This window comes from Kitasatospora sp. NPDC017646, from assembly GCF_044329365.1.
In the GTDB taxonomy this organism is placed as follows: domain Bacteria; phylum Actinomycetota; class Actinomycetes; order Streptomycetales; family Streptomycetaceae; genus Kitasatospora.
The window spans coordinates 1-10,842 of record NZ_JBIRJC010000089.1 but is presented as its reverse complement, the minus strand read 5'-3'; the positions used below and the strand labels follow the sequence as shown (position 1 = coordinate 10,842).

Here is a 10,842-nt window from a genome sequence, read left to right as displayed (position 1 = left end):
CTGCTAGCGATCACGCCGCTGACCGGCACAAGCACCTCACCCTCGCCCCACGCCAGCCCCGTGACCTGCAACTTCAGGTTGGAAAATCCTCAGTGAAGGTGAGCGACCCGACCAAGTCCACCACCTACGCCTATGACCGCGCCAAGGAGCCTCGCGGGCTGGTCACCTCGATCACCCCAGGGCCAGGTGGCCAAGGGCAGCAGCTCCACCGCCACCCGGGACTCCGCCGCGTGGACTTTCCCGTCCTTTCCCGCATCGACCCCTACGGGGATACCGTGCTGGACTCCCGGCAGTGTGCGACCGCGCGTGCGGAGGTCCGGGAAATCCCGGATTGGAGGAACAACCCGCAGTTGGTACGCCTGGATGCGCTGCTGAGCAAGTGCAGTGAGGCGCCCGGCACCTACGTCTACATCGCTGGAGACTGACGCGGCTGACATCCGTTGGACCCAGCCGGCCGCCAGGTCGCCTACTGCGTTTTCGCTGGTCAGGCATAGGATTGGTGCTTCGACGGCAGAGGCGAGGTGTCGTTTCGTCTCTGCGGTGGAGGCATCGGATGCCGTCGGTGATTGGGTTGTTGGAGGAGCGCGAATGCACCGACCGGCAGCGTTATGGAAGACCAACGTTGGTGGCAAGAAATCCGGTGAGTTTCATGGGGTTCCATTCTCCGAGCACGGGAGGTGCCCGTGCCTCGGAATGAGGGAGCACATTCGTGCGCGGGGACCTGGAGACCGACCACGACGTCCTGGTAACACTCCACCGCTTCACCCTGGCGACCGCCGAGCAACTCCACCAGCTGCACGGGGCGCGGCCGGGATCAAGCAGACCCAGAAGCGGCTGACCCGTCTGCACGCCGATGGCTTGGCCGATTTCGTGCCCCTGCCACAGGCCGCAGCACCGGCCGCACCGCGTAGCCCGCTGCCCCGGAGGCCCGATCGGGCCTCCGGGGCAGCGGGCTACGCGCCGCTTCGAATTCAGCTGGTCTGGAACTTCCAGGTGCCGAGGGTGGTCCAGTTGCTCCAGCTGCCGCCGTTGGCGCTGTACGCGTGGGAGACCAGGCCGTCGGCACCGATGCCGAAGACCTCGGCCGCCTGCGTCCCGGACTCGTAGACGGCGGTGGGGGCGCCGGCGAACTTGTAGCTGCCGAGCGAGCTCCAGCCCTGCCAGGCGCCGGCGTTGAGGTTGTAGGTGTGGTTCAGCACACCGTCGGCGCCTATGCCGAACAGCTCGATCGCGTTCGTCGAGGCGTTGTAGACGGCGGTCGGGCTGCCGGTGAACTTGTACGACGGGTCGAGCGTCGACCAGCCGCTCCACTGGCCGCCGTTGAAGAGGTAGTTGTGCGAGATCACGCCGTCCTTGCCGGTCGCGAACACCTCGGTCACCTTGTTCACCGGGTTATACACCACCGCCGGAACGCCGCCGAAGTGGAAGGACGGATCGAGCGTGGACCAGTCCGTCCAGGCGCCGCCGTTGGTGCTGTAGCTGTGGGACAGCACACCGTCCGGACCGATGTCGAACACCTCGGCCGTCTTGGTGTCCGGGTTGTAGACGGCGGTGGGGGTCCGCGCGAACTTCCACGTGCCGAGCGAGCTCCAGCCCTGCCAGGCGCCGGCGTTGAGGTTGTAGGTGTGGTTCAGCACACCGTCGGCGCCTATGCCGAACAGCTCGATCGCGTTCGTCGAGGCGTTGTAGACGGCGGTCGGGCTGCCGGTGAACTTGTACGACGGGTCGAGCGTCGACCAGCCGCTCCACTGGCCGCCGTTGAAGAGGTAGTTGTGCGAGATCACGCCGTCCTTGCCGGTCGCGAACACCTCGGTCACCTTGTTCACCGGGTTATACACCACCGCCGGAGCACCCGAGAACCGGAACGAGGAGTCGAGGGTGGACCAGTCCGTCCACGCACCGCCGTTGGTGCTGTAGCTGTGGGACAGCACACCGTCCGCACCGACCGCGAACACCTCGGCGGTCGCCGTGTCCGGATTGTAGAGGACGGGTGCCGCCGCCGAGGAGGGGGCTGTCGTCGGGGCCGGCGTCGGCGTGGGGACCACATCCGGGTACGGGTTGCTGTGGTCGGTGGACAGGCCGGTGCCCGGGCTGCAGGTCCACGCCCCAGCACCCTGGTCGGCGAGGATCTTCTCCGCTATCAGGATCTGCTGCTGCTTGGTCGCGAGGTCCGGGCGGGCCGCGTACGCGGTGCCTCCGTAGTACCGCCAGTTGCTCAGGTTGATCTGCAGGCCACCGTAGTAGAGCCCATTGCCGCTGACGATGCTCCAGTTGCCCGAGCTCTCGCACTGGGCCACCTTGTCCCAGGTCGCCACCGAGGCGGCGTTCGCCTGCCCGGTGCCGACAGCGGCCGCGGCGACGGCCAGTCCGAGTGCACCAGCGGCGGTGACGCCCATCCGGGTGCGGGCGGAGCGGGAGGGAGTGCGGGTCATCGGAAGGTCCTTCGGGAAGTCGTGGGAGGCGGGGGAGGTCGCGGCGGCCGGGCCCGGGTTGGACCCGGCCGCCGCGGTGGTGACCCGGGATCAGTGGGTGGTGAACTTCCAGGTGCCCACGGCGTACCAGCTGCTGAAGGGGCTGCCGTTGCTGGTGTAGGCGTGGCCGATCGTGCCGTCCTGGCCGATGGCGAAGACCTCGGCGGCGTTGGTGTTCGGCTCGTTCAGGGCCACCGGCGCACCGGCGAACTTCCAGTTGCCGAGCGCCTCCCAGCCCGACCACGAGTTGCCCAGGAAGTACTTGTGGTTGACGACGCCGTCGGCGCCGGTGCCGAACAGCTCCACGGCCTTGGTGGTGGAGTTGTAGACCGCCGTCGGGACGCCGGCGAACTTGTAACCCGCGTCGAGGGTGCTCCAGCCACTCCACTGGCCGCCGCTGGTGCTGTAGGCGTGCGACATGACGCCGTCGGCGGCGCCGACCGCGAAGACCTCGGCCGTCTTGTTGTTCGGGTTGTAGACGACGGCCGGAGCGCCGGTGAAGCGGTAGCTGGTGTCCAGGGTGAAGAAGTCGCTCCACGGGGCGCCGCTGGTGCTGTACGAGTGGGACAGCACACCGTCGGTGCCGATCGCGAACACCTCGACGGTGTTCAGGTCAGGCTCGTAGACGGCGGTGGGGGAGCCGATGAAGGTCCAGTTGCCCATGGTGTTCCAGACCGACCAGGCGCCGCCCGCGTAGTACTTGTGGTTGAGCTTGCCGTCGGTGCCGATCGCGAACAGCTCCACCGCGTTCACCGACGGGTTGTAGACGGCGGTCGGCGAGCCGGTGAAGTGGTAGCCGGGGTCCATGGTGCTCCACGAGCTCCACTGGCCACTGTTGGTGCTGTAGGCGTGCGACAGGACGCCGTCGGTGCCGATGGCGAAGACCTCGGTGGTCTTGGTGGCCGGGTTGTAGACGGCGGTGGGCTTGCCGGTGAAGTGGAAGGAGGGGTCGATCGTGGACCAGTCGCTCCACTGACCGCCGTTGGTGCTGTAGGCGTGGGACAGCACGCCGTCGGTGCCGATGGCGAAGATCTCGGCGGTGCCGTTGTCGGGGTTGTAGACGGCGGCCGGCGCGACGCCCGTCACCTGCGGGCCGACCGGGGTGGTCACGGGCGGGGGCGTGACGCTCCCGCCGACCGGGCTGGCGTAGCCGCGGATGCTGACGTTGTAGCCCCCGCTCTGCCAGACGACCGTACCGACCCCGCCCGACGCGGTGTTGGTGCTGACCTTGCCCGGGTAGCCGCCCTGGTTGCCGCCGGTCCAGCTGATGGTGCCGTCGGCGTTGACCGCGGTGACGATCGCCACGTGGTCGTAGTCCGTGCCGCTGAAGGAACCCGGGTGGAAGAAGACGGCGTCGCCCACGTGCGGGGTACCGGACAGGCCGCCGTCGTACTTCTCCGCGTAGGTCTGGAAGCTGTTGGCGAGGTCGTTCAGGATGCCCATGTTCTTGACGCCGTTCTGCGCCCAGACCCAGCCGGCGAAGTCCGCGCACCAGGCGTGTGTCCTGGAACCGCCGGAGCAGCTGGAGTTCTGGTCGGTACCGGGGGCGTAGTAGCCGGCACCGCCGTTGCCGCAGGCGTTGCTGCCGACCTGGCCCAGGGCCGTCCCGGCGATCGAGTCGCCGAGCGAGGCCGCGTGGGCACCGGGTACGGCCAGGAGGCTGAGGCCGGAGGCGGCCAGCGTGACGGCCGCGCCGGAGGAGGCGAGGCGGGTACGGAAGCGGGACATGGAATCTCCAGACTGGGAACGGTGTCGAGCAAGTCGGACCGCTACGACCGCGCCTGACCGGAACGGTCGTCACGGCGGCGGGCAGCGGGAAGTTCAGGCGCCGGCGGGCCGGCGAAACGGTCGGTCGTCATCCGGCAGCCAGTGACCGGCCCCGGGCCGGGGGTGGAGTGCCTCGGTTCGGGCGGGCGCCGTCGCGGGGCGGCGGCGCGGCGGTGTGGGGGCGGAAGTCTTCAGTCGGCAGGCGCGGCGGATGCAGCCGGCGCGGCCGTCACCGGGCGGTGCGGTCCGTCGCCTGCGGGGGCTCCGGGGGCAGGTAGCGCCGCAGGAGCATCGGCGAGGTGCGGTGGCTGCGGGCGATCAGGCCGTGCGCGCGGCAGACGGCATCGGCGGGGTCGAGCTGGCCTGACGCATCGGACGAGGCGCGGCTGAGCAGGTAGAGCAGGAGGTCGATCCGGTCGTCGGTGGGCTGTGCGCTGGCGTGCTGGAGTCCGTCGGCGGGCTCGGCGTGCGCCCAGAGGGCGTCCACTGCCTCGGCCGCCTCGGCCGCTCCGATCGCCTCGGCCGCCACACCGGGCCGCCGGCGTTTCAAGCTGGCGTAGACGATGTCCATCCGGTGTTCAGCTGCCCCAACCCAAGCTGGCCTGGGTGACGCCGCCCCAGCCGAGGCTGTCGGTGGAGGCGAGCGTGGCGGTAGTGGAGGTGGTGGGGGCGCTTCCCCAGCCGAGGCTGTCGGAACCGGCGGTGGTGGCGGCGGGCGTGGCGGGAGCGGTCTCGGCGCCGGTGGCCGCGCAGACGGCCGGGGCGATCAGGAGGGTGGTGAGCGAGACGGCGGCGACCGCGGCGGCCTGGGCGATACGGGTGCGGATCATGACGGAGCCCTTCTGATGTTGAGGGGAGAGGTGTGCCGATCCGTTAGGGCGTCCCGCGGTTGACGCTCCGTTCGGCTGCCGTCCGGGCCGGTCACTGTCGGGCCTGCCTGGCGGCGATCACTACTCTCGTCGCTCGCCGGCACCGCCGGAAGGTCTTGCCTCTGTCGCCAATCGGCCTGACGGGATCCGGACAGATTGACGAGGTCATGTCAGCTGCGCCCCGATGTGGCGCGCGATACACAACCTCTCTTTGCCCAAAACCTCCTGTACCGCCACGAAGGCCCAAATCGCGATCTTGAACCAGTCGCCGCACGCCTGTTTGGATGCGATCGGCCGTTCGAGGACGATGGCCGATGTTTCCAGGGGGAATGCGAAATGCTGGAAGTACTGGGCCTGACGGCCGGAGCCACCGCCGTGTACCAGGTGATGCTCGACCACCCCGCGTACAGCGTGGACGAGATCGCCTCCGACTGCGGCATGAGCCCCGCCGAGGCGCACGAACACCTCGACGAGCTGAGCCGCCTCACCCTCGTCCGGGCCTCGGCCGAGCGTCCCGGCGAGATGCGCGCGGTCAGCCCCGACATCGGCCTGGCCGACATGCTCGCCGCCCAGGAAGCGGAACTCGCCTCCCGCCAGGCGGCGCTGGCCGCATCGCGCGCCGCCGTCACCCGCATGGTCGCGGACCGGGCCGAGCACCGCACAGCCCACGGCGAGCGCCTGCTCGGCCTGGACGCCATCCACGTCCGCCTGGAACGGATGGGCCGCAGCGCCACCACCGAGGTCCTCGCCAGCCAGCCCGGCGAGCAGCGGCCCGAGGACCTCGCCGCCAGCCGGCCCGCCGACGCCGAGGTGTTCGCCCGCGGCATCGGGATGCGCACGCTCTACCAGGACTCCACCCGCAACCAGCCCCACGTGGAAACCTACGCCCACTGGCTGCTCAGCCACGGCGGCGAGGTCCGCACCGCCCCCTCGATCCCGCCCCGCATGGTGGTGGTCGACCGCACCCAGGCCCTCATCCCGATCGACCCAGAGGACAACCGCAAGGGCGCCCTCCACGTGACCGAACCCGGCATCCTGGCAGCACTGCTCGACCTGTTCGAGCAGGCCTGGAACACTGCCGTCCCGCTCGGCGCCACCCGGCCTGAGGACCCGCGCACCGGCCTCAGCGCCACCGAACGCGAACTACTGCGCCTGCTGGGCTCGGGCCTGACCGACGACGCCGCCGGCCAGCGCCTCGGCATCTCCTCCCGAACCGTCGGACGCCACATGTCCTCGATCATGGAACGCCTCGGCGCGAGCAGCCGCTTCGAGGCCGGAATCAAGGCAGCCCACCGCGGCTGGCTCTGACCGGCACGCGTTCAAAGCCGAACTGATCGAGCATCAGGGTCCATGGCGGGACTTCGATGAAGTCGAGCGGGCCGTCTTCCAATGGGTCGCGTGGTACAACAGCGAACGACTCCACTCCGCCCTCGGCTACATCCCGCCCGACGAGTACGAGCAGGCCTACTGGGCGAGCCTGGAGCCAGTCCCGCAGACCGCTTGGTCACACGATCGCGGACTCCACGAAACTCGGGACAGCTCACCGCCCCGGCACCCCTGAGCTGCGCGAATAGACGGCAAGCGCGGTCGGAGGCCGGTGGCCGAACCGAACCGCGGACCGAACCCGCCCCGGGTCCCCGTGCCGGACGAGCCGAACCCCCCGCCGAACCGGCGGTGGGCGTCCGGCGGGCCGGGCCACCGCCGGGTGAGGGGCAGGTCGGACCGCCGCGGGGACGGCGGGCCAGGCCGTCAGCCCGCGCCGGCAACGGCCGCACGCTTGGCTAACCGGGCTGCTTGGACCAGACGGTGGCTTGCGCGGTCAGGCCGGTGTTGAAGTCGTCGGTGACAGAGGTGATCGTCAGTACGGCGGTGCGCTCGCCCTGGGTCTTCACACACAGGACGGTCCCCACCGTGACGGTGGCCCTGAACTGCCCCTGAGTCGAGACCAGGTCAGCGCACTGCGACCTCGTGGCCGAGTTCGGTCTCACCATCGAGGCGACTGGTCCCAACTTCGGCTCCGACGCGCTCCTCGACACCATCGCCGACACCCCGGCCCTGGCCACCTTCGCGGCTCTCTGTACGTGCCGCTTGGTCTAGACCTGGTCTAGAAGCGGGACGCGGTCAGCTGGCCTTCCACCGTCGGCAGGGGCTGGTCCCGTCCGGCGCGCCGTCGGTAGGCCAGCCAGATGCCCAGCACGGCGAGCGAGGTCACCGGCCAGGTCGAGATGCTTAACGGGCCGGCGAGCAGCGGGTCGACGAGGCGGCCCGATATCTCGCGGGTGAGCGGCAGCGTGAACTCGTTGAGCGACAGGTGCGCCGCGACGGCCGCCCACACCGATCCGGTGGACAACCGGACGGTGGCGATCACCGTTCCGAGCAGCATGGCGGTCATCACGGCGACGGGTATGCCCAGCAGCACCGAATGGCCGGGGTAGCTTCCGCCGAGCGCCGTCATCGGGACGTGCCACGCCCCCCAGATCGCGCCGCCGATCAGGAGGCCGCGGGTCCTGCCGTAGCGGAGCAGCCGGGGCAGCAGGTAGCCCTGCCAGCCGAGTTCCTCGCCGAAGTACAGCGGGACGGACAGCAGCGCGCTCAGCACGAGCGGCGCGACGGTGGCGGGCCCGGGCAGGTGCGCGGGGGTGTACCAGCCGACGAGCGTGGCCACGGTCAGGCCGGTGGCGGTGAGGCCGAGCGGGATCGTCAGCGCGACCGCGACGGAGCGGACTTCGTGCCGCCACGGTGTGGCCCTGGTGAGCCCGAGGGCCCGCACGGCCTGGCGTGGCCCCCGGCCGCGCACGGTGAGGCCGAACGCGGCCAGCGCCGGCACCAGCATCATCAGGATCATGCACAGCGCCGCGAGCCGCGGCGTCCCTTGCGCGGCGCTCGTCCGGCGCAGGCCGTCCGCCCAGAGCGGGATCATGGTGATCCACGCTCCGACGAAACTGATCGACAGGAAGAGGATGAGATCGGAGCGGGAGCCGCCCGAAGTGCTCGTTCGTTTCATGGCCCTGACGCTACGAACCGCGGGGCGACCGGGGCGATCGTGCAGGCTCGCCGACCAATGGTGTAGCACGCTCCACTGCGCCGGGAAGCCGAGGAGGGGAAGACTGGCCGCCGTGAACGACATATCAACGACGCGAGCGAGCGCGGCGCGCTCGGCCCGTGCCGCCGGGTACTGCGCAACCGTGTTCGTCCGCGCACTGGCCCTGGTCGTGCTGGTGCCCGTCCTCATGTACTCGGCCGTACTCTGCCTGGTCGGCGTGGGTCTGCTCATCCTGCCGCACGAGCTCCGGCTGCTGCGCCGGCTGGCCGACGGCGAACGCGACCGGCTAGGACGGTGGGCGGCGACGTCCACCCCACCGGCCGGACCGCACGCGCGAAGGCGCCTGATGGCGGTGCTGTCGGACCCGGCAACCGGCCGCGACCTGCGGTGGGCGGCAGCCATGACGGTCGCGGGCACCGCACTCGGGCTCATCGGCGCGGCACTTTTCCTGTTCCCGGCGGCCGTGCTCGTGCTCGTCGGCCTGTGGTGGCTGTTCCCCACGGACGATCCGATCAGGCTGATCCTGAACGTCCCGATCGACAGCTGGGGATCCGCGCTCTACGCCGGAGTGCCGCAGTTCCTGCTGAGCGTGCTGCTCGCCCTGTTCGGCCCGCCGCTGCTCGCCAGGCTGGCGGCGTCCGTCAGCCGGTGGCTGCTCGCCCCCTCGGCCGCCGCGGTCCTCGCCGAACGCGTGTCGACACTGGACCGGACACGCACCGGGGCGATCGACGCGCACGGCAACGAACTGCGCCGCATCGAGAGGGACCTGCACGACGGCACCCAGGCCCGGCTGGTGTCCCTGGCCATGCAACTCGGGCTCGCCGAAAGGACACTGAGCGCCGACCCCGAGGCGGTCGGCCCGCTGCTGACCCGGGCACGGGAGGGCGCCGAGGAGGCGATGGCCGAACTGCGCGACGTACTGCGCTCCGTCTACCCGCCGATCCTCGCCGACCGGGGCCTCGCCGGTGCGGTCTCGGCGGTCGTCGCCCGCTGCCCGGTGCCCGCCACCCTCGAACTCGGCGAACCCGGCGAACTCGGCGACGTACCGGCCCAGATCGAGGTCGCCATGTACTTCGCCATCACCGAGGCACTCACCAACGCGGCCAAGCACGCCCACGCCGGCTCCGTGTCGGTCACCCTGGCCAGGGCCGGCGGCACGCTCCGCGCGGAGATCACCGACGACGGCCGCGGCGGGGCGGCTGAGGGCGGCGGCACCGGGCTGCGCGGCATGCGCCAGCGCGTCGAGGCAGTCGACGGCGTGCTGCGGGTCCAGAGCCCGCCGGGCGGGCCCACCGTGATCACCGTGGAGTGCCCGTGCGGATCGTGATCGCCGAGGACAACGCGCTGCTCGCCCAGGGACTCACCGCGCTGCTGGAGGCCCTGGGGAACGAGGTGCTCGCCACGACCGAGGACGCCGAGTCCTTCGTGACGGCCGCCGTCACCCACCGGCCGGACGTAGCCGTGGTGGACGTCCGCCTCCCGCCGTCCTTCACCGACGAGGGCGTCAGGGCCGCGCTGCGCGCCCGGGAACGTGTCCCTGGCCTGCCGATCCTCGTACTCTCCCAGTACGTCGAGGACACCTACGCCCGAGAACTGCTCGCCGACGGCACCGGCGTCGGCTACCTGCTCAAGGACCGGGTCGCCCGCGTCGACGACTTCCTGGAGGCGCTCCACCGGGTGGCGGCCGGCGGCACGGCGCTGGATCCCGACGTGGTCCGGCAGCTGCTCGCGACGCGCGGCAACCCGCTGTCGCGGCTCACCGAGCGCGAACGCGAAGTGCTCGCGATGATGGCCCAGGGATACGGGAACTCCGAGATCGCCGATCGCCTCGTGGTCACCGAGCGGGCCGTGCACAAGCACGTCGGAAACATCTTCGTGAAGCTCGACCTCCCGCCCGAGAACAGCGGCGACCGGCGCGTCCTCGCAGTTCTCACCCACCTCGGAGCCCCTCAGCGCCGATCCCGACAGCCTGGACCGGAAGCCGACTAGTATGCCGCATCAGGCAACGTTTGCCCTGCTGACGACCTCACGTAGGCGCTCGTCCTGGGCGTGCTTGTTCCGCCAGATGATGTAGCGGCGAATCATGCTGCCCTGTTCCTTGTGGCTGGCATGGTCAGTGCCGTCCAGGGTGAGGGGGCTCCCCCCAAGGCCGGGAAGTTAGCGTTCATCGCTGCTCGTCAAGGGGTGTTCTGGCAGCGATGTGCTGGTGAAACTGCAGGCAACGGAGCCCCGTTGGAACAGCAGTCGACCAAGACAGCTTGTTTCCGGGAGCTCCGTTGCCTCTTCAGTGTGCCCTGCCGCCGGGGCGGGTTCTGGCCGCGCGCGTGATCGAGTCGGCGCTGGGCAGGTTCGCCCCGGGACGGCTGGGCGGTCTCACCGCCTTTGTCCCGTTCGAGTTGGTGGACGCGGTCCTGGACGAGCACGGTGGCCAACAGCGCCGATTGCGGGATCTTCCCTCCCGGGTCGGGCTGTTCTTCCTGCTGGCGATGTGCCTGTTCCCGGAGGTCGGATACGGGCGGGTGTGGCGGAAGCTGACGGCGGGACTGGCCGGGCACGCGGTCGCCGCGCCGAGCGCGAAGGCCCTACGCGACCTGCGCCGCCGCATCGGTGCGGCGCCGATGCGGCGCTTGTGCGAGGTGCTGTGCGGCCCGCTCGCGCAGCCGCACACGCCAGGCGTGCGCTTCGGTCGCTA

Annotated in this window: 11 protein-coding genes and 3 pseudogenes; 8 read left to right on the top strand and 6 right to left on the bottom strand. The window is 70.5% G+C overall.

All coding sequences use genetic code 11. The annotated features are described in order from the left end of the window. Together ACH4J0_RS42095 and ACH4J0_RS42090 are read left to right on the top strand one after the other, a co-directional pair. Positions 1-425 (top strand): annotated as a pseudogene (locus ACH4J0_RS42095) (hypothetical protein); the annotation flags it as partial. A gap of 284 nt (positions 426-709) precedes the next feature. Then, entirely contained in the window at positions 710-838 is a 129-nt protein-coding gene (locus ACH4J0_RS42090) for a hypothetical protein (protein ID WP_396246481.1), read from the top strand. 133 nt (positions 839-971) lie between these two features. Here the strand turns inward: ACH4J0_RS42090 and ACH4J0_RS42085 are convergent, their stop codons facing one another. The 4 genes from ACH4J0_RS42085 to ACH4J0_RS42070 all read right to left on the bottom strand — a co-directional run bounded on the left by ACH4J0_RS42085 (position 972) and on the right by ACH4J0_RS42070 (position 5,068). Then, positions 972-2,432, bottom strand: a complete 1,461-nt coding sequence (locus ACH4J0_RS42085) for a transglycosylase family protein (protein ID WP_396246480.1) — start codon at positions 2,430-2,432, stop codon at positions 972-974. 90 nt (positions 2,433-2,522) lie between these two features. After that, the gene (locus ACH4J0_RS42080; protein WP_396246479.1) at positions 2,523-4,199 is read right to left on the bottom strand and encodes a CHAP domain-containing protein; all 1,677 of its coding nucleotides are present in this window, start codon (positions 4,197-4,199) and stop codon (positions 2,523-2,525) included. 268 nt (positions 4,200-4,467) lie between these two features. Then, complete coding sequence (locus ACH4J0_RS42075) at positions 4,468-4,809, bottom strand: hypothetical protein (RefSeq protein WP_396246478.1); 342 nt, start codon at positions 4,807-4,809, stop codon at positions 4,468-4,470. Positions 4,810-4,816: 7 nt separating this feature from the next. Further along, complete coding sequence (locus ACH4J0_RS42070; protein WP_396246477.1) at positions 4,817-5,068, bottom strand: hypothetical protein; 252 nt, start codon at positions 5,066-5,068, stop codon at positions 4,817-4,819. A gap of 375 nt (positions 5,069-5,443) precedes the next feature. Between ACH4J0_RS42070 and ACH4J0_RS42065 the strand changes: the two genes are divergently transcribed. The 3 genes and pseudogenes from ACH4J0_RS42065 to ACH4J0_RS42055 form a co-directional block, all read left to right on the top strand. Then, the gene (locus ACH4J0_RS42065; RefSeq protein WP_396246476.1) at positions 5,444-6,415 is read left to right on the top strand and encodes a LuxR C-terminal-related transcriptional regulator; all 972 of its coding nucleotides are present in this window, start codon (positions 5,444-5,446) and stop codon (positions 6,413-6,415) included. Positions 6,416-6,437: 22 nt separating this feature from the next. Further along, positions 6,438-6,668: an integrase core domain-containing protein gene (locus ACH4J0_RS42060; protein WP_396246482.1), complete on the top strand. Its 231-nt coding sequence runs from the start codon at positions 6,438-6,440 to the stop codon at positions 6,666-6,668. A gap of 401 nt (positions 6,669-7,069) precedes the next feature. Continuing rightward, positions 7,070-7,174: pseudogene (locus tag ACH4J0_RS42055) on the top strand (LysR family transcriptional regulator); the annotation flags it as partial. A 37-nt stretch (positions 7,175-7,211) separates the two neighbouring features. On the opposite strand, the gene ACH4J0_RS42050 reads toward ACH4J0_RS42055, so the two are convergent. Beyond that, positions 7,212-8,111 carry a CPBP family intramembrane glutamic endopeptidase gene (locus tag ACH4J0_RS42050; RefSeq protein WP_396246475.1) on the bottom strand — a complete coding sequence of 300 codons (900 nt, stop codon included), beginning with the start codon at positions 8,109-8,111 and terminating at the stop codon, positions 7,212-7,214. 112 nt (positions 8,112-8,223) lie between these two features. Here ACH4J0_RS42050 and ACH4J0_RS42045 point away from each other — a divergent pair, with 112 nt between their 5' ends. Together ACH4J0_RS42045 and ACH4J0_RS42040 are read left to right on the top strand one after the other, a co-directional pair. Continuing rightward, a complete protein-coding gene (locus ACH4J0_RS42045; RefSeq protein ID WP_396246474.1) occupies positions 8,224-9,477 on the top strand; it encodes a sensor histidine kinase in 1,254 nt (417 codons plus the stop codon). Continuing rightward, complete coding sequence (locus ACH4J0_RS42040) at positions 9,465-10,139, top strand: LuxR C-terminal-related transcriptional regulator (protein WP_396246473.1); 675 nt, start codon at positions 9,465-9,467, stop codon at positions 10,137-10,139. Before ACH4J0_RS42045 ends, ACH4J0_RS42040 begins: the two co-directional genes overlap by 13 nt. A gap of 9 nt (positions 10,140-10,148) precedes the next feature. On the opposite strand, the pseudogene ACH4J0_RS42035 reads toward ACH4J0_RS42040, so the two are convergent. Next, positions 10,149-10,277 (bottom strand): annotated as a pseudogene (locus ACH4J0_RS42035) (transposase); the annotation flags it as partial. 149 nt (positions 10,278-10,426) lie between these two features. Here ACH4J0_RS42035 and ACH4J0_RS42030 point away from each other — a divergent pair. Then, positions 10,427-10,842, top strand: a 416-nt coding sequence (locus ACH4J0_RS42030; RefSeq protein ID WP_396246472.1) for a transposase domain-containing protein, incomplete at its 3' end; no start/stop codon positions are given.

Coding starts and splice junctions, on each gene's coding strand:
- ACH4J0_RS42085 (WP_396246480.1), bottom strand. CDS start 2,432: ATGACCCGCACTCCCTCCCGCTCCGCCCGCACCCGGATGGGCGTCACC.
- ACH4J0_RS42080 (WP_396246479.1), bottom strand. CDS start 4,199: ATGTCCCGCTTCCGTACCCGCCTCGCCTCCTCCGGCGCGGCCGTCACG.
- ACH4J0_RS42075 (WP_396246478.1), bottom strand. CDS start 4,809: ATGGACATCGTCTACGCCAGCTTGAAACGCCGGCGGCCCGGTGTGGCG.
- ACH4J0_RS42070 (WP_396246477.1), bottom strand. CDS start 5,068: ATGATCCGCACCCGTATCGCCCAGGCCGCCGCGGTCGCCGCCGTCTCG.
- ACH4J0_RS42065 (WP_396246476.1), top strand. CDS start 5,444: ATGCTGGAAGTACTGGGCCTGACGGCCGGAGCCACCGCCGTGTACCAG.
- ACH4J0_RS42050 (WP_396246475.1), bottom strand. CDS start 8,111: ATGAAACGAACGAGCACTTCGGGCGGCTCCCGCTCCGATCTCATCCTC.